Here is a 17,437-nt window from a genome sequence, read left to right on the forward strand (position 1 = left end):
ACCGGGAGGCATGACTCATGACAGGTAACATTCGCGCCCTGGCGTTGGCCTACATTCGCCATCGCGACGACGTGCTGGTGATGAGGGTGAAGGACGAGGTTCCTGGGGATGCGCGCTTCTGCCGCTTGATTGGCGGCGGCATCGAGTTCGGCGAGCCGAGCGAGGCAGCCTTGCGCCGCGAACTGGCCGAAGAACTGGGGGTGACCGTGACGCAGGCGCGCTACCTGGGCACGGTGGAGAATATCTTCGTGCACTTGGGTCAGACCGGCCACGAAATCTGCCAGATTTATGCAGTGACTCTGGATGACTTGCAGGCGCTACGCCAGCGCGGAGACCGGTTTGAAGTGACTGAGGATAACCTGACCCCTTACACGGCCGTCTGGCGTCCGTGGGATGATTTCACGAGCGGACGCGCGATCCTCTTTCCAAACAACGTTCTGTCTCTCCTGCAGGCTGAGAAACGCTGAACGCTTACTCGACGGCCTGACGCCGCTTGAGGGCGCCGCGCAACAAGAGGTCAACAAAGCGTTGCAAGCCGCCCGGCTCGTGCTGCAGGATGAGGTCGGCGCTGCCAGGCGTCTCCGCCGGATAGAAAAGGCCGCAGTTGGCGTTGGAGTCCAGGACGTAGATCTCGCCGGCGCGGTCCACGCGGTAGTCGAAGCGGGCATAGCCATTGCCGTTGAGCGCGACAAACAGGCGGCGAGCAGCCTCTTGCAGGCGTGCGCTGAGCGCCGTATCCTGGCAAGGAACACTGGTTATGCCCCGGTAATCCACCCATTTGAGATCAAAGTGCTTGAAACTTTCACCTGCTGGAAAAAGAAACTCCAGCGGCTGAAAGACAACAGGCTGCGCTGGCGCATCCGGGTCTTCGATGATCAGCGCCGTCAGCTCGCGGCCTTCGATGAACTCCTCAATCAGCACGCCGCCAAACGCGTCGAGCATGCGCCCGGCCTGGACACCCAGCTGCGCCGGCGTTTCCACGCGTGACTCACGCGTCAGCCCGACGCTGCAATAACTATCGGGGTGTTTGGCAATGAGCGGAAAACGCAAAGTGCGCGTGAGAGCCGCTAATTGGTCAAGGCTCTGCACAAAGGCGTAGGCCGGCGTCTTGATCCCTGAGGCCCGGCACGCCGCCTTGAGATCATGCCGGGTGTGGGCAAAGAAGGCCGCATTGGCGCCGGTGTAAGCAACGCCCAGGCGCTCTAGGGCCAGCAGGACATCCAGGCCCGCGCAATCTTCGTAGATGGTGCAGTCGCACAGGTTGAGGAAGAGATCGAAGCCCCGGTGCACGAGCGCGGCCACCTGCGCGTCCACCGCGCCTCTTTCGATCACGACCGTGGTGCAGGTATGCCCAGGCAGGTAAGGCGCCGCATCGTAGGCAATGTCCACGTCTTTGGTGAGTGAGGTAGAGTCAGTGTAACCCGGTATCAGGATGCAGATATTCATCGTAGACGTGTCAAAAACCGTGCCGTGGTATGAGAATTCATTGGACCGATCCCCCGTCAGATGTAAACTGCATCGGTTTTGTGCGCCCGCTGCGAAATTCCTCTGCAGCTTCGAGAGCCAGCGCACGCAATTTGTCACGCGAATCGGCAAACTGCTGGTTCCATCGCTCTTCGTCCGCGCGGATCTCTTTCTGTGTGGCGCCAAAGATGTCAGTTTCAGGGATTGGCGCCAGCGGTTGATATTTCAAAAACAGGTCGAAATCGTATACGCTGTTCAATCGTTTCAATTGACCTCACTCTTACAGGTCAGCAGCTAACTCCTCCAGGATCAGGAGGAAATCTCGGTTCATGCGACGGCAAACTCGGTGTACTGCCGCTTGAAGGGGGAGTGAAAGCCGAGGACAATCTGGTCTTTTGGAACGCCCAATTCCATTAACTCGCCAGCAACGCCATTCTCGGTCCAATCTTCTTCGATCCAAATCTTGCCATCACGGATACGGAGATGAAATACCACGGAATGGACTCGCCGGTTATCGTCCCAGCCAATCGCCAGCACGAGGTAACTGTCGTTTTCCTCATCACAAACCGCTAGCCGTTCAATTTCGCCATGGCTGTATCGAATCTGCGCATGGTCGTAGAGCACTTGCTTGATCATGCGCCGGTAGTCAGCTTGTCTATCCATGCGACAATTCCTTCATTCTTTGATCAGGGCGTTTCTGACACGGTCAGTCTTGTGACTAGTCATGAGCGACCGTTGCTCGGACGAGGACGTGCGATCAGATAGTCATCAATGCGTAGTTCATCATTGATGGCGCATTTGTCTGGATCCCAGATGACCATCTTCCGATTAGGACCGATTTCGTACTTTTCCCGCTCAGATGGGGCTGCATGGTACAGGGTAGGAATCCACTGTAGAGGCACAGACAATCTACGCCCATCGGTCATGTGCAGGTGAATATAAGTATCATCGAAACGAACATCCTGAAGGAGTGTTTCGTGTGGAAAGATGTAGGCAGATACAGGAAACCCTATGTCGTACCAGGTTGTCGCTGTTTCATCACGGAAAACTCTGGGGCTCATTGTTTCGATTGGTTCCTTGAATCTATGCTAGATCTTTCAGTTGTCTTAGGTTCTCCCGAACCGAACGTGTCTGATTGAACACCGCCGACCCGGCCACGGCCAGGTTGGCGCCGGCCGCGGCGACCAGGCCGATGGTCTGCGGACCAATGCCGCCATCCACTTCGATGTCGCAAGCCAGGCCGCGCTCGTTGACTAGGCGGCGCACTGCGGTCAGCTTCGGCAACATGGCGGGGATGAAGGCTTGCCCGCCAAAACCGGGGTTGACGGTCATCACCAGCACCAGGTCGAGCAAATCCCACACCTCGTCGAGGAGAACGGCCGGGGTCGCTGGATTGAGCGCCACGCCGGCCTGTTTGCCCAGGCCTTTGATCTGCTGCAAGAGCCGATGCAGATGCGGCGCGGCTTCGAGATGCACGATGATGACATCCGCGCCGGCCTGCGCAAAATCGGCCACGTAGCGCTCCGGCTGCGTAATCATCAGATGAGCTTCGATGGGAACCGTGCAGCAACGGCGCACGGCTTCGACGACGAGCGGGCCCATCGTGATGTTGGGGACGAAATGGCCGTCCATCACATCCACCTGGATGCGGGCGCAGCCGGCCGCCTCGGCCTCGCGCACCTGTTCGCCCAGGCGGGTAAAGTCGGCGGAAAGGATCGAAGGAACAATGCCAATAGACATGGTAGACCGCCTCAAAAATGCAGATGGTTGCCCGATGAAAAGAAAAGGCAAGGCGAGACTGTTGCCAGTCGCCTTGCCCTTCCGTTTGCTTGAGCTATCGCAGCAAAGACGACGTTTAGGCGATTTCGCCCGCGTACAGCTTGACAATCGTATCCAGGAACTTCAGCGCCTCGTCGGGCGTGCGTTGGAACGCATTGCGGCCCATGATGGAGCCAAAACCGCCGCCGTCGCGAATGGCGCGCACTTCGTCGAAGACCTGTTCGTCGCCGGACTTGGCGCCGCCGGAGAAGATGACCACGCGCCGACCATCGAACGCGCTCTGTACGATGTGGCGAACGCGCTCAGTCAGCGTGGCGCGCGGAATTCCGTACTTCTCGTAGACCTTCTTGGCCTCCGACTGCTCCAGGTAGTCGCTGGGCAGCTTGACCTTGACAATGTGAGCGCCCAACTGGCAGGCAATCTGCGCGGCATAGGCGTCTACGTCCAACGCGGTTTCGCCTTGTTTGCTCAGGTCGCCGCCGCGTGGATATGACCAGACCACCACGACCAAGCCCACGGCCTTGGCTTCGGCCGCCAATTCGCGCAGCTGTTCGTACATGGTGTTGCGGTAGACGGAGCCAGGATAGATGGTAAATCCGATGCCCACGCAGCCCAGGCGCAGGGCGTCATCCACGCTCGCAGTCACGGCGGAGATGGGGTCGGTTTCGCCGTGCAGCATGTCGTGATTATTGGCTTTGAGGATCAGGGGCACATCGCCCGCGTACTCGGCCGCGCCGGCTTCCAGGAAGCCCAACGGCGCTGCATAGGCGTTCAGGCCGGCATCAACCGCCAACTGGAAATGGTAGAGCGGGCTGTAACCGGGCGGATTGGGCGCAAAGCTGCGCGCCGGCCCGTGCTCAAAGCCCTGGTCAACTGGCAGGATGACCAGCTTGCCCGTGCCGCCCAGACGGCCATGGTTGAGCATGCGCGCCAGGTTTGTCTTGACGCCAGGGTTGTCGCTTGAATACCAACTGAGAATTTCACGCACTCGGTCTTTCATGACGAAAAATCGCCTCCTACACGTTTGAAAAGATGGGCGCCGCAATGCACGCGGCTAAATACTCATTACACGGCAGGCATTGGATCAGGGGAACCGCGATGTCGCTTTTTCATTCACAGTATACCACTATTCAACACCACGCGCCAAACGAAAAGGTGCAAATGGGCCGTATCGAAGGCATTGGAGGGCTTGGTTTCGTGGACAGTCGGCGCCTGCTGTGGTATAGTCAGGCGCAAAAGCCCCACCTTTGAGCGCTGCGTTCTGAAAGGAGCTTCGGCTGGCGTCTTATGTTCTATGATCTTTCACGCACATTAAGCCCCCGCACCGCGGTTTTCCCTGGCGACACGCCTGTTTCGGTAACGCAGAACCTGCTGCTGCAGCAGGGTGACGCCTGCAACCTCAGTTCCATTACGATGAGCGTCCATGCCGGGACGCATGTGGATGCCCCACGCCACAACAGCGACGCGGGATTGGGCATTGACCGCGTGCCGCTCGATGCGCTCATCGGTCTGGCGCGCGTCGTCACGATAGCGGTGCAGGACGCCATCACGCTCGCCGCCGTTCAGTCGCTCGATCTGACTGGCGTTGCACGGTTGATCGTGCACACGCGCGGCAGCGATGTGCCCAACGATGTTTTCGACCACGATCTCATCTACTTCACGCCAGAGGCGGCTGCCTGGTTGGGCGGTCAAGGCCTGCGCTTGATCGGCGTTGATACGCCATCGGTAGACCCGGCCAGCAGCGCTGACCTGGCGGCTCACCTGGCATTTCTGCGCCATGATGTGTTGATTGTCGAAAACCTGTGCCTGCGCGGCGTGCCGGACGGCGATTACGAGATCATGGCGCTGCCGCTGCGCATTGCCGAGAGCGACGGCGCGCCGGCGCGCGTGGTGCTGCGCACGCTGGCGCAGGATTGACGTCTCACAACCAGCGTTTGCGCCAGAAGAAGATCACAATGCTGATCGCCAGCGCGCCAGCCAGGCCCAGCACAAACCAGAAGGCCAAGGGATGATTCGCCGCTGGTAGGTTGACGTTCATGCCGAAGAAACTGGCGACCAGGGTCGGCAGGCTGATGATGATGGTCACGGCCGCCAGGAATTTCATCACCACGTTCAGATTGTTCGAGATGATCGAGGCGAACGCCCCCATCATCTGCCCCAAAATGCTTTCCGAAATCTCAGTCAGCTCGATGGCCTGCCGCACCTCGATCAGCACATCTTCCAGCAGCGCTTCATCTTCGGCTTCGGTCAGCAGATCACTCTTCTGCAGGCGCTTGAGCATCAGCTCATTCGAGCGCAGGGCTGTGATGAAATAGACCAGGCATTTCTGATACTTCAGCAGCTCCAACACCTCGCGATTCTGCAAGGAATGATGGAGACGAATCTGCACCTGCTCGACGGCCGCATCAATCGTACGCAGGTATTTGAGGTACTGCTCGCTGATGCGCAGCAGCAGCCTCAAGATGAACTGGCGTTTGCGCACCGTCGGCATGTCCGGGATCTTGCCTGCCGCAATGTCGCGCAGGATGTGGCTGCGCGTACAGCAGATGGTGACGATGTTGCTTTCGGTGATCAGAATGCCCAGCGGCACCGTCGCGTAGGGCGTGTCTATGGGCGTCGGCTTGGCGTGCGGAATAAGGAAAACGATCAGGGTCACGCCCTGGCTGTGCTCGACGCGCGCCCGCTCGCCTGGATCCAGCGCATACGTGATGTAGTTGGAAGGGAAGCCCCAAGCCTCCAGCTGCGCGGCGTCTTCCTGCGTTGCTTCAAGAACGTTGATCCAACAGCCCGCCGTGGGACTTGGCGCCACGGTGAGCGCATCGGGGTGAATCTCATACACAGTGATCATCGGCTGTGGCCTTTGCTGTTATCGCGGCTGGCGCCTGCTATACCTCGTCGAACTCGCCCGGCGGCAGGCACACGATCTCTTCGCCGTCGTCCATGTCGCCTTCGAACCAATCGTCTATCCAGTCATCCGCGCCGCGACTGCCGGCCATGAACGGAGCCGGGTCATGATACCACGCGTTGGCGGCCAGGGTAGCAGCAACAGGGTAGCCCGGATTTTTCTTGTCCACCAAGACCAGGCTGAAGTGCAGATGCGCGCCGCTCGAATTGCCGGTGTTGCCGCTCTTGCCCACCACGGCGCCTGCGTTCACGCGGTCGTCTACGTTGACCGAGACGCTGGACAGGTGCGCATAGATGGTATAGCCCTTCTGGTCGCCCCACGTGTGTTCGACAATGACTCTGATGCCATAGGCACCTTGATCCTTATTGGGGCCAAATTTCCCTGCGGTGGCCCCCGTGCGGAAGACCACCCCGTCGGCCGCGGCCAGGATGGAGGTTCCGATCGGGCATGCGTAGTCAATGCCTTCATGGCCGGCAAAGCCGAAGGGTTTGTACACTTCGGGGTTTTTGCCGAAGCTCTGCGAGATACGGATGCCCGGCGCCGGGTTTTGCAGGCTGATCTCATCGCCGATGGGCGGCCAGTTGTCTATGTCTTTAAGTAACTGCCTGATGGCCGCCAGCAGATCGCTCGTCTGCTTCTGCAGCGCGGGCACGTTCCCCAATCCGGCCACGGCTTTCTGCAAGTCCTGCTGCGTCTGCGCCACGGTTGTTCCCAGGTCGGCCACGGCCTTCACGCGGCCCTGAAGAGCCGCCAGGGCGGTTTGCAGGTCGGCGACGCGCTGCCGCAGCGCGGGGGTGGCATCGCTGCGCTGCGCCACCTGCGCCTGCGCCTGCTGGACGCGCGCCTGCAAGGCCGCGACCGCCTTGAGCGTGTCGGCCGCTTGCGCAACCTGCCTGGCGACCGCGTCGAGCAGCGGTTTTTGGGCCGCCAGTTGCGCGAGCGGAGTTAATTGCGCAACCGTTGGCGTCAGCTTCGTTTCCAACGCGGCCGCGCGCTGTTTCAGCCCCGCCAGATCGGTCGGCGGTGGTTCGACTGGCGGCGGCGTCGGCGGCGTCCCCGGTGCGGGCGGCGGCGTCGGCGGCGCGGGCGGTTGCACAGGCTGCACAGGCTGCACCGGCTCGTCGCGCAGCTTCGCCATGCGCGAGATGATCTGGATGGATTGGCCCTGGTTGTCTACGCCCAGGTGACGGAAGGTTTCCCACTTGCCGCCGCCATGACCCACCTGGTAGAGGCATGCGCCTTTGACATACGCGTCACGGCACAGCTCGGCGTTGTACCAGGCCAGCGATTCCCAGTATTGGTCCTGGGAGATGGTTTCCCCAGGCGACAACCACCCCACATCACCCGGCGGATCCACCGGGTGCTTGTACATGCGCGCCAGGCCACATTCGGTGATGATGACCTCATGCCGGTTGCCATACTTCTGCCGAATGCCTTCCATGCACGTGCGATAGAGAAGCGCGCCGGAGGCCACATCAGGCCCTGGCTTGAGCGCCGGCCAGCCGTACTCATGAAAACCGAGATATTTGTGCGTTTCCAGCGTGCGCGGGAACCAGTCCAGGTAATGACTGGCCTGTGTGAAATTACCAGCCGCGAAATTGAACCCAACGGCTTCCAGATTTTTGGTTTGCAGGCGCTCACGAAAACCGACCTGGAATGCATCATAGGCGCGTAGCCTCTTTTGGACTTCAGCCGGTTTGCTCTGGAAATCGCTTGAGGCTGGCCCGGGAATCGGCTCGTTGAGGCTCATCCAGGCGTCAATCAGCAGGCGGCCGTTGACCTTTTCGGTGGCGTAGCCGTAATCGTAGTTTAGAATCCGGTCGGCCAGGCTGCGGCCGGCCGCGGCTGGGTCGGCGCTATCCAGCATGGCGTCTTGTTCTTGATTCGTCAGGTACATGCGACCGATGATGAACGAATCTGGTGAGCGCCAATTACGGATTTCCTGTAATTTGCCGCGATCGCCCGCATGCCAAAGAATAGTCGGCGGCTTGGCTTCGACCAGGGCTTCGGGGATCCACTGTCGGGTTGATACTTCGATGTAGAAGCCAAGTTTGTTCATGTCGCGCCTCCCGTGGCTTTACGGCCCTTGCGCGCCGGTTTTTGCCCACTCTTCGGCGCTGGCGATTTTGGCTTCGAGCTGCGAGATTTCGACTTGGCGCTCGGAGGGACCGTGCGGGTGACGCCGGGAATATCAATGAGGTCATCCTCCGTCTTCAGATCGAATGAGAGGTGCGCCAAATCGTCAGGCACGGTCCACGCATCCCATGGCAGTTCAGACGACAGCTCTGGCCCTCGATCCCACGGGTCTGGCGTTTCGATGCCGCGTGTCTTGGTCGCCGCACCTGGATAAGGCGTGCCGGCGGCAATCAAGGCTGCCAGCCTGGCATGCGTATCCGCCTCATCGGCGCCGGCCAGGCGGAAAACCTGGCAGCCGGCCGCTTTCAGCCGCGCCTCGTCCGCGCCGGATACCCCGAGCTCGCCGCCCACAATGGTCACGACTTCCGCCTGCATGGCGTCCGCGACCGAGAAGCCCGCCGTGGGGCGGAAGAACGCCATGTAGTCCTGCGCATTGCGCCAGTCCGCCTGCGCCCAGTCCGCGCCGTGGTCCCAGAACAGCAGATAATGCTTGATCTGCTTGGCGCTGCTCTTGGGCTGACCGTCCAGCCAGCCCTGCACGGCCTTGTAGAGCTTGTTGCGCCAGGCGTTGCCGGTCTTCCATTGGTCGCCGGGGCACTCAGTGGTGTATTTTTGGACTTGATCCCAGATATCGCGATGGCCCACGACGCCGGTCTCTGGAACGCCGTCCTTGAATTGCGCGTCCAGGGGAATGTTGTACTTCTGCATCAGCCAGGCAATCAACTGCGTCGCGCTTGCCAGTTGGGGCGGCGTCGGTTCCTGCTTTTCTGGCGGGTGTGGGTTGCCGTTCAAATCGGTGCGCATGAAGCGGCCGATCAGGCTCACCGCCACGGCGTAATTGTTCGGTTCCTTGCCCTGGTAGGAGCCTGCCTGGTAGGAGCGAATGTCATCAGGTTGGCAGTGATAAATCACGCCATCGGGGGCCACGATGTAGTGATACGCGATACCCGGCCACGGCTCTTTGACCGTCTCGCCCTTCGCATTCGTGCGCGTGCCGAACACGTGATAGTGCGCAATGTTCTGCACGGTGTGCGTCAGCGGCGTATCGGTATGGTGCACCGCAATCAGGGAAATCGGACGCGTGCGCGTGGCGTAGGGCGGCAGCGTGGGGTGCGTTTCCAGCTTGCCGATCATGTCCACGATCGCGGGCTGCGGCACGCCCGCCGGTTTATCGGCCTGAAGCTGCGCAATCTGCGCCTGCAACTGCGCGATGGTGTTCTGCAATTGACCAATTGTGGCCTCGCGTGCCGCGACCGCGCCTAGCAGGCTCTGCACCTGCGCCTGCAACGGCGCCATGTCGGCTTGCAGTTGTGCGATCGTGGCCTCGCGCGCGGCGACCGTACTCAGCAGGCTCTGCACCTGCGCCTGCAGCGCAGCGACCTGACCGCCAGCGCTGCGCAGACGCTCCACGTCGGCCTGCGCCTGCGCCAGGGCGCTCTTCAGGCTGTCCCGCTCCTGCGTCAGGCTGCTGATCTGGCCGCGCAGCTGCGCGACCAACGCGCTGTTGTCCGCGCCGGCGTTGTCGGGCGGCGCTTTGGCCCGCTCTACCTGCACGGCCGCCAGCAGCGTATCTTTGAAACGGGCGCCGCTGAGCCACTGCGCGCCAGGTGAACCGACATTCTCCAATTCGCTGCGGCCCACCACGGCGTCGTTGCCGAGGTTGTAGGTTACCAGCAGCCAGGCGATCAACTTGGCTGCGCTGGCTAACTGCTCCGCGGGGGGCGCCACCGACGTGAAGTTGCCGGCCAGGGCCACGCCCACACTGTTGGCGTCCAGCGCCGGCTGCGTGGTTTGCTCGGTGATCGTCTCCAGCGCCTGTGTGGCGTAGATCGTGCCATCGCCGCTGATCAGGAAATGATAGGTGATGCCTGGCCGTCCCTGGCCCACCTGCGCCTCGGCCAGGCGCTGCGGCGTCAGCGTGCCGGAAGTCACCGTGTGATGCACGATGATGCGCTTGATGTCGCTCAAGGGACGCGTTGGATAACGTTTCGTGTCGTGCTGCTTCAACGGGCCTGGATCTTTGATATCTGGCTTGACCACGCCTGACGCCGGCGGATCGCCCTGCAGCTTCCGTACCTGCTCACGCAGGTCGGCGATGGTCGCCTCTTTCTGCGCCAGCGTGTCACGCAGAGCGGCCAGCGCGGTCTCTTTCTGCGCCAGGGCGTCGCGCAAACCGCCCAGCGCGGTCTCTTTCTGCGCCAGCGTGTCGCGCAGGCCGGCCAAATCCTGTTCCTTCTGCGCCAGCGTGTTGCGCAGCGTCTGCGTCTCCTGCTGGAACTGGGCGGTGATGGTCTGCAGTTGGCTGAACTGGGTCGTCAGTTCATCCACGCGCCGGCGCAGCCGCGTCAGTTCCGTGTCGTCCGGCGGTTTGTTCAGCCACGTCTGCACATCCGCCAGCAGGCGCTCGCGATAGCGGGCGCCTGTGTCCCATTGGTCGCCAGGCGAGGGAATGCCCTTTTCGACTTCCCGCCGGCCAAAGATTGCCTCTACGCCCAACTTGGTCGTTGACAGCAGCCAGGCGATCAGGTGCGCTGCGCTCGCCATCTGTGCATCGGCCGGCACAGCGGCCATGAAGTTGCCGCCCAGGGCTACCGCGATGCTGTCCGCGTTGACGTCGGCCCTGCTTGTCGGCACAACGGCTTCCAGCGGCTGTGTCCAGTAGATCGCGCCATCCGTGTTGATGAGGAAATGGTAGGTGATGCCCAACTTTCCTGTGCGGATCAAAGACTGGGCAATGGTCTGTGGCGAGAGGTTGCCATCGGCAATCCCCGTATGGTGAACGACGATGCGGCGGATCGCGCCCACATCACGCGTGGGGTAAGGCGCGGTCTGGGGCAGACTGCCACGCAGGTCTTGCAGGTCCGGCTGCGGCACGGCGCCCGGCGGCAGGGCCAACAGCGCTTCCAGGCTGGTTACGCCGCGGCCGAGCGCCTCAGTTTCTGAGGCGGCGCTTGGCGCCGCGCCCGCACGCGTGGTCAGGTCCGTGACCTTTGCCATGAGCGCGCTGGAGACGGGCGAACCGGCACCAAGCATCTTCTGCAGGTCAGCCAGCAGTTTAGCTACCTGCGCCTCCAGGTCGCCCAGGCGCTTGCGCAGCGCGGCCCATGGGTCATCGGCGACCGGCCGTTGCGGCCACTTGTAGCCCGCGCTCAGCGCCTGCTTGAAGTCCTCCTTGGCGCCGTTCTTGGTTTCGATCACGAAGTGGTCGTGATTGGCCCAACGATAGAGCACCAGCGCGCGGATAACCTGGTTGCCGGGCGTCTGGTTCCACTGGTTGATCTCGTCATAGGCCCGGCGCACCCAGCCGGTGTTACGATCTTCCCACGGTCCGTTGTAGTCGGTTTCGGTGATGTAACAAGGTAAGGAGCGCATGGATGCCGGCACCACGCGCAGGAAATCTTTGTAGGTGGGGAACTGCTTGTTGTAGCGGTTGTAAGGGGGATCCATGGTCTCCGCGCTGGTGACGGTTGCCGGATCGCTGCTGCGCCCATAGGTGTGCAGGGCGAAGCCATCGCATTCGCCGGTCACGAATCTCAGGACCGAGGCGAAATACTCGATCCAGTCGCCGGTTTCGATATTCCAGGGCGCCACGCCCGCCACCAGCACCTGCGCCTGCGCATCCACGGCGTGGATGGCGCGGCGGCACAAGCGGTAGCAGCGCGCATACAGCTCTGGCGTGATCGTTTCCGGCGGCGCAACCGGGCGCTCATTGGCGAGATTGGGCTCATTGCCGATGATCCAGATGCGGCAGCCCTGCGAGCTGCGTACAAAATTGGCGCAGCGCTTGGCAAAGTCTTCGTAGCGCGATGAATGAGGAATGGTGCCCTGGGCGTTGTGGTTGTAGTTCAGGCGCACGATCACACCGATGCCGCGACCGGAGAGAGAGGTGTAATTACCGCCGCCGGTGTCGTTGGGATTGGCCTCAATTTGCTCGGAAATGACCACCCACCCCGGCGCGCCTGCATCGAGCATCAACTGCTCACCGCCGGGATCGTGCAGTCCGTACAGGTATTCGGAGTCGAACATGGGACGTGACATCGGTGAAACCTCCATGATCGGAAATGCAAAGCGCAGAGCATGAAGCGCAAAGTGCAGAGAGCAAAGTGCAAAGCGCAGAGTGGCGAGTGCGCCTGGCGTTCGTTCGGGTGGGGCTTCGTGTGCAATGGTTGACTTGGACTAATGCCATTATACGCCTCCCGGCGCTTTTGAGCAAGTGAAAATCTCCGGTCTCCGATCTCCGGTCTCCGGTCTCCGGTCTCCGGTCTCCGATCTCCGATCTCCGATCTCCGGTCTCCAATCTCTTTTTTGCCTTTCCATGTCCCGGTGCTAGAATGAGTTATCTGGCCCGCCTCCGTGGAGACTAATGCGCCTCAAGCAACTTGAACTACAAGGCTACAAATCCTTCGCCAATCGCACTGACTTCGCCTTCAACACCGGCGTAACCGCCGTCATTGGCCCCAATGGCTCTGGTAAATCGAACGTAGCCGACGCCGTGCGTTGGGTGCTGGGCGAGCAGAGCTTTAACCTGCTGCGCGGCAAGAAGACCGAAGACATGATCTTCTCGGGCAGCGATCAGCGCGCGCGCCTGGGCATGGCCGAGGTGCGCTTGACCCTGGACAACAGCGATGGCTCCCTGCCGCTAGACTTCCAGGAGGTCACAATCATTCGCCGCGCCTATCGCTCCGGTGAAAATGAATACCTCCTCAATGGCACCCGCGTGCGCCTCAAGGACATCGCCGAGCTGCTCAGCCGTTCAGGCCTCAGCCGCCGCACCTACACGGTCATCGGGCAGGGCCTGGTGGACCAGGTGCTCTCACAGCGGCCCGATGAGCGCCGCGCGCTCTTCGAAGAGGCCGCAGGCATTACCGCACAGCAGGCCAAGCGCGACGAGGCCTTGCGCCGCCTCGATGAAACCAAGACCAATTTGCAGCGTGTGCATGATTTGCTGGAGGAGATGACGCCGCGCCTGCGGCATCTCAAACTGGCGGCCGACAAGGCCAACCAGGCCAGGCAGCTGCAGGCCGATCTGCATGCTCTGCTGCGCACCTGGTATGGCTACCGCTGGCACGCCCTGCTGGGCGAATTCGAACGCGCGCAGCAGGCTGAGCGCAGCGCGGCGGACCTGCAGCGCCAGTTTCAGGCCGACCTGGCGCGCCTGGAGGCCAATCTGCTGGCGCAGCGCGCGCGTCACGCCGACCTGCGCCAGCACCTGGGCGACTGGCATCGCACGGCCAGCGCGCTGCACCGCCAGGCCGAGGCCGTTCAGCGCGAGCTGGCGGTCAGTGAAGAGCGCCAGCGCCAGCTCAGCGTGCGCCAGCGTGAAGCGGTCTCCGATTTGGCCGGTCTGCAGGCCCAAGAAGCCGCGGCCGCCGAACGACTGCTGGCGCTGCAAGAGACGTTGACCGCGCGCCAGGCTGAGGCCGAGGCGCAGCGGATCGCGCTGCGCCGCGCGGAAGAGGCCCTGGCGACGCGCCTGGCCGGCCGACAGGCCCGCCAACGTGCGTTGGAACAGGCGCAGGCCGAAGCCAATCGCCTGCTCGCCGCGCAGCAGGCCGCGCGTGCGCAGTTGGCCCAGATCGGTGAACGCCAGGCAGCCTTGCAGAAGACGGAGGCCGAACACGCGGCCGCCATCGAGGCCGGTCGCGCGGGCGGGGTCGCCCTGGCGCAGCGGCTGGGCGCGCTGGAAGCCGAGCAGGCCGCGGCGCAGACTGAGATCCAGCGCCTGGTGAAGGCGCAGGCCGAGCAGGCCGCCCTGGCCGAGCAGGCCGAAAGCGAACGCCGCCAACTGGCCGCCGCGTTGAGCGACCTGGGCCGCGAAGGCGCCAGCCTGCAGGGCCGCTTCGACGTGCTGACGCGTCTGCGCAGCGAAGGCGCAGGTTTTGCCGCGGGCGCGCGCGCCGTGCTCGCCGATCTGTCCAGCACGCGGCCGCAGCTCCCGCGGGGCATTTTGGGCGCGGTGTCGTCGCTCATCCGCGTGCCCAGCCACCTGGAAACCGCGCTCGAAGCGGCCCTGGGCGGCCAACTGCAGGACATCGTGGTTGAAACCTGGGATGTGGCCGAAACAGCCATCGCGTTTCTCAAGCGCACCGACGGCGGACGGGCCACGTTTTTGCCCCTGGACACGATCCGGCCAGCGCCGCCCATCCGCGTACCGCACGGCGCGGGGGTGCTCGGCGTCGCCGCCGACCTGGTGGAGACCGAGCCGCGGCTGGCGTCCCTGGTTCAATACCTGCTCAACCGCATTGTCGTCACTGAAGACCTGGCCGCGGCGCGCCGCGTGCGCCAGGGGTTGGGCAGCGGCCCGCAGCCGACGCTGGCGACGCTGGAAGGCGACCTGGTGCGGCCCGGCGGCAGCGTCAGCGGCGGCAGTTCCGCGCGCAATCGCCAGGAAGGTTCGGTGCTGGCGCGCGAGCGCGAATGGCGAGAGCTGCCTGCGGCCATCGAGGCGCTGAAGGCGCGCAGCCGGCAGCTCGACGCGCAGGTGCGCCAGGCTGAAGCGAAGCGCCAGGCCGCGCTCGACAGCCAGCGCCAACTGCGCAGCGTCCAGACACAGCAGGAACAACAGCGTGCGGCCGGGCGCGAGGCGCTCAACCAGGTGCAGCGCGACCTCGATCGCCAGCGCCAGGCGGAACGCTGGCACGCCGACCTGGCGCGGCAGGCCGCAGAAGAAAGCGGCGCGCTGGCGGCGCGGGTCAGCGCGCTGCAAGTCACGCTGACGCAGCACGAAGCCCAACAGTCGGCCGCGCAGAGCGCGATCAGCGCCGCGCGGCAGGCGCTGGCCGCGCTGGCGGCCGACGATCTCGATCAGGCTGTGGCGGCTGCGCGGGCCAGCCTGGCGACTGCGCAGGCGCAGGTCTCGACCCAGGAGGCGTTGGCGCAGCAGGCGCGCGTTGCGCGTGAGGGAGCTGCGGCGCAGGCTGCGGCCCGCCGCGCCCGCGCCGCGGAGTGGCAAGCCGAATTGGAGCGCCTGGCCGGTCACGTGCGCGAGCTGGCCGCGCAGGACGCAGCGCTGGCCGGGCAGATCAAGACCTTCCAGGATCAGATTGACCCGGCCGAGGCGGAGCTGGCGCAGGTGGAAGCGTCACAATCGCAGCAAGAAGCGGTGGCTGACCGCGCGCGCCAGCAGGCGCGCAGCGCGGAGCTGCAGTTGAACCAGGCGCGCCTGGAATTGGAGCGCCGCCAGGACGCGCTGGCGCGGCTGCGCCGTGACATCGAACACGACTTCGGGTTGGTGCAGTTGGAACGCAGCGCGGAGCTGGCCGATCAACCGCCGCTGCCGATGGGCGCGCTGGTGGAGGCCCTGCCGGTGGTCGAGAGTCCGCCAGAAGGGCTGGAAGCCGAAGTGCAGCGCCTGCGTCAGCAGCTCACGCGACTGGGCAGCGTGAACCCCGACGCGCCGGCTGAGTACGAAGAAACGTCCGGCCGCCATGCGTTCCTGGTCGAGCAGGTGGCCGATTTGGAGAAGGGCGCCGCCGGCCTGCGCCAGGTCATCGCCGAACTGGAGAAGGTGATGGAGCGGGAGTTCCGCAAGACCTTCCGCGCCATTGCCGAGCGCTTCAAGGAATACTTCAGCATGCTTTTTGGCGGCGGCAGCGCGCGCCTCAGCCTGAGCGACGGCGACAGCCTGGCGACGACCGGCATTGAGATCATTGCCCGGCCGCCGGGCAAGCGGCCGCAGAGCCTGGCGCTGCTCTCCGGCGGCGAACGCGCCCTGACCGCGGCCGCGCTGATCTTCAGCGTGCTCAGCGTCAGCCCGCCGCCATTCTGCATTCTCGACGAGGTGGATGCGGCCCTGGACGAAGCGAACGTGGGGCGTTTTCGCGACGCGCTCGGCCGCCTGGCGCACGACACCCAGTTCATCGTCATCACCCACAACCGCGGCACCGTCGAAGCGGCGCAGACCATCTATGGCGTCTCCATGGGCGCGGACAACGCCTCGCAGGTGTTGTCGCTGCGCCTGGAAGATTTGCCGGCCGACGTCGGCGGTCGCCAGGTCGAAACACAACATGTCGCGTAGGCCCTGGGCCGCGCTGGCTGTCGTCGCCAGCGTTTTCTTCTGGTCCGCCAGTTTCACCTGGTCGAAGCTGGCCTTGCAGGAGGTCAACGCGTGGGGCCTGGCCTTTTGGCGCTGGCTGCTGGCGGCCTTGTTCTTCGCGGTCTACCTGCCGCTGACCGGGCAGGGGCCGCCGGTGCGCCAGGCGCTGCGGCAGGATGGATGGCGCCTGGCGCTGCTCAGCCTGCTCGGCGTCAGCCTGCTCTACGGCCTGCAGAACATTGGCCTGACCCGCACCAGCGCCATCCACAGCAGCCTCATCATGAACGCCATCGGCCTGTTCACCGCGCTGCTGGGCGTGGTCTGGTTGGGCGAACGGCTGGGCCGGCGCGGCTGGCTCGGCCTGGCGCTGGCCTTCAGCGGCGTGGCCATCATCGTCTGGCAGGGCGCCGCGCCTGCGGTGGGCGCCAGCACCCTGGCCGGAGACCTCATCACGCTGGCGGCTGCGCTGTGCGCTGCGCTCTACTCGATCTACGGCAAGCCGTTGGTCGGCCGCACGCCCCCGGCTGTTTTGACTGGCCTGGTCGCTGGCTTTGGCGCGCTCTTCTTGCTGCCGGCCGCCGTCTGGCAAGGGCTGACCATCCCCGCGCTGCCAACCACGTGGGCGCTGCTGTTGGCGCTGGGCATCGGCAGCAGCGCGCTCGCCAACCTGGCCTGGTGGCAGATGCTGGCGCGCATGGATGCCAGCCGCGCCGGTCTCTTCCTCTTCCTCATTCCCGTCACCGCCAGCCTGATCGCCGTCGTCACCCTGGGCGAGACCTTGACCTGGCAGACGATCGGGGGCGCGGTGTTCGTGCTGGGCGGGCTGTACCTCGCGCGGTAGGTCACACCACCGGCGGATCTCGTTGTGATCGTTGCATGGTTATGGTACAATCCACTCACGATGACGGCATTATCTCTTTCGGAACTGAGCCAGCGCGTGCAAGTCCCGTGAATGAGCCCCGTGAGTGAATGAATTCACGGTCTGGCATGGCAAACCTGCTGAAGCAGGTTGTTTTGCCCACGCCAACCCGTTTCAACGGGTTTTGATATTTCAGACGCCGAATTCATTCGGTGGCTGGCGATGATCGCCCCGTGAATGAATTCACGGTCTGGCATGG

General features: G+C 63.4%; 12 protein-coding genes. 4 read left to right on the forward strand and 8 right to left on the reverse strand.

Going from position 1 to position 17,437, the window contains the following annotated elements; genetic code table 11:
- Positions 1–17 precede the first annotated feature (17 nt).
- Positions 18–467 carry an NUDIX hydrolase gene (locus tag ACPQ6D_RS01610; protein WP_423222535.1) on the forward strand — a complete coding sequence of 150 codons (450 nt, stop codon included), beginning with the start codon at positions 18–20 and terminating at the stop codon, positions 465–467.
- Between the two features lie 4 nt (positions 468–471).
- Here the strand turns inward: ACPQ6D_RS01610 and ACPQ6D_RS01615 are convergent, their stop codons facing one another.
- The 5 genes from ACPQ6D_RS01615 to ACPQ6D_RS01635 form a co-directional block, all read right to left on the reverse strand.
- The gene (locus ACPQ6D_RS01615) at positions 472–1,446 is read right to left on the reverse strand and encodes a D-alanine--D-alanine ligase family protein (RefSeq protein WP_423222536.1); all 975 of its coding nucleotides are present in this window, start codon (positions 1,444–1,446) and stop codon (positions 472–474) included.
- Between the two features lie 345 nt (positions 1,447–1,791).
- The gene (locus ACPQ6D_RS01620) at positions 1,792–2,127 is read right to left on the reverse strand and encodes a XisI protein (protein ID WP_423222537.1); all 336 of its coding nucleotides are present in this window, start codon (positions 2,125–2,127) and stop codon (positions 1,792–1,794) included.
- 59 nt (positions 2,128–2,186) lie between these two features.
- The gene (locus ACPQ6D_RS01625) at positions 2,187–2,525 is read right to left on the reverse strand and encodes a DUF2442 domain-containing protein (RefSeq protein WP_423222538.1); all 339 of its coding nucleotides are present in this window, start codon (positions 2,523–2,525) and stop codon (positions 2,187–2,189) included.
- A gap of 22 nt (positions 2,526–2,547) precedes the next feature.
- Entirely contained in the window at positions 2,548–3,204 is a 657-nt protein-coding gene (gene rpe, locus ACPQ6D_RS01630; RefSeq protein WP_423222539.1) for a ribulose-phosphate 3-epimerase, read from the reverse strand.
- 115 nt (positions 3,205–3,319) lie between these two features.
- On the reverse strand, positions 3,320–4,243 hold the full coding sequence (locus ACPQ6D_RS01635) for a class I fructose-bisphosphate aldolase (RefSeq protein WP_423222540.1): 924 nt from the start codon (positions 4,241–4,243) through the stop codon (positions 3,320–3,322).
- 287 nt (positions 4,244–4,530) lie between these two features.
- Here ACPQ6D_RS01635 and ACPQ6D_RS01640 point away from each other — a divergent pair, with 287 nt between their 5' ends.
- Positions 4,531–5,160: a cyclase family protein gene (locus ACPQ6D_RS01640; protein WP_423222541.1), complete on the forward strand. Its 630-nt coding sequence runs from the start codon at positions 4,531–4,533 to the stop codon at positions 5,158–5,160.
- A 4-nt stretch (positions 5,161–5,164) separates the two neighbouring features.
- Here ACPQ6D_RS01640 and ACPQ6D_RS01645 read toward each other — a convergent pair whose 3' ends face one another.
- The 3 genes from ACPQ6D_RS01645 to ACPQ6D_RS01655 are packed head-to-tail and all read right to left on the reverse strand — an operon-like array spanning position 5,165 to position 12,322.
- Positions 5,165–6,091, reverse strand: a complete 927-nt coding sequence (locus ACPQ6D_RS01645; RefSeq protein ID WP_423222542.1) for a magnesium transporter CorA family protein — start codon at positions 6,089–6,091, stop codon at positions 5,165–5,167.
- Between the two features lie 37 nt (positions 6,092–6,128).
- Entirely contained in the window at positions 6,129–8,207 is a 2,079-nt protein-coding gene (locus ACPQ6D_RS01650) for a M23 family metallopeptidase (RefSeq protein ID WP_423222543.1), read from the reverse strand.
- On the reverse strand, positions 8,204–12,322 hold the full coding sequence (locus ACPQ6D_RS01655) for an N-acetylmuramoyl-L-alanine amidase (RefSeq protein WP_423222544.1): 4,119 nt from the start codon (positions 12,320–12,322) through the stop codon (positions 8,204–8,206). The genes ACPQ6D_RS01650 and ACPQ6D_RS01655 overlap by 4 nt, the downstream gene beginning before the upstream one ends.
- Positions 12,323–12,647: 325 nt before the next feature.
- On the opposite strand from ACPQ6D_RS01655, the gene smc reads away from it, so the two are divergent.
- Both smc and ACPQ6D_RS01665 read left to right on the forward strand, forming a co-directional pair.
- Complete coding sequence (gene smc, locus ACPQ6D_RS01660) at positions 12,648–16,301, forward strand: chromosome segregation protein SMC (RefSeq protein ID WP_423222545.1); 3,654 nt, start codon at positions 12,648–12,650, stop codon at positions 16,299–16,301.
- Complete coding sequence (locus ACPQ6D_RS01665; RefSeq protein WP_423222546.1) at positions 16,291–17,160, forward strand: DMT family transporter; 870 nt, start codon at positions 16,291–16,293, stop codon at positions 17,158–17,160. The genes smc and ACPQ6D_RS01665 overlap by 11 nt, the downstream gene beginning before the upstream one ends.
- The last annotated feature ends 277 nt before the right edge of the window (positions 17,161–17,437 follow it).

Origin of the sequence: Candidatus Amarolinea aalborgensis, from assembly GCF_900491745.1 — a bacterium.
In the GTDB taxonomy this organism is placed as follows: Bacteria; Chloroflexota; Anaerolineae; order SSC4; family Amarolineaceae; genus Amarolinea; species Amarolinea aalborgensis.

Coding starts and splice junctions, on each gene's coding strand:
- ACPQ6D_RS01610 (WP_423222535.1), top strand. CDS start 18: ATGACAGGTAACATTCGCGCCCTGGCGTTGGCCTACATTCGCCATCGC.
- ACPQ6D_RS01615 (WP_423222536.1), bottom strand. CDS start 1,446: ATGAATATCTGCATCCTGATACCGGGTTACACTGACTCTACCTCACTC.
- ACPQ6D_RS01620 (WP_423222537.1), bottom strand. CDS start 2,127: ATGGATAGACAAGCTGACTACCGGCGCATGATCAAGCAAGTGCTCTAC.
- ACPQ6D_RS01625 (WP_423222538.1), bottom strand. CDS start 2,525: ATGAGCCCCAGAGTTTTCCGTGATGAAACAGCGACAACCTGGTACGAC.
- rpe (WP_423222539.1), bottom strand. CDS start 3,204: ATGTCTATTGGCATTGTTCCTTCGATCCTTTCCGCCGACTTTACCCGC.
- ACPQ6D_RS01635 (WP_423222540.1), bottom strand. CDS start 4,243: ATGAAAGACCGAGTGCGTGAAATTCTCAGTTGGTATTCAAGCGACAAC.
- ACPQ6D_RS01640 (WP_423222541.1), top strand. CDS start 4,531: ATGTTCTATGATCTTTCACGCACATTAAGCCCCCGCACCGCGGTTTTC.
- ACPQ6D_RS01645 (WP_423222542.1), bottom strand. CDS start 6,091: ATGATCACTGTGTATGAGATTCACCCCGATGCGCTCACCGTGGCGCCA.
- ACPQ6D_RS01650 (WP_423222543.1), bottom strand. CDS start 8,207: ATGAACAAACTTGGCTTCTACATCGAAGTATCAACCCGACAGTGGATC.
- ACPQ6D_RS01655 (WP_423222544.1), bottom strand. CDS start 12,322: ATGTCACGTCCCATGTTCGACTCCGAATACCTGTACGGACTGCACGAT.
- smc (WP_423222545.1), top strand. CDS start 12,648: ATGCGCCTCAAGCAACTTGAACTACAAGGCTACAAATCCTTCGCCAAT.
- ACPQ6D_RS01665 (WP_423222546.1), top strand. CDS start 16,291: ATGTCGCGTAGGCCCTGGGCCGCGCTGGCTGTCGTCGCCAGCGTTTTC.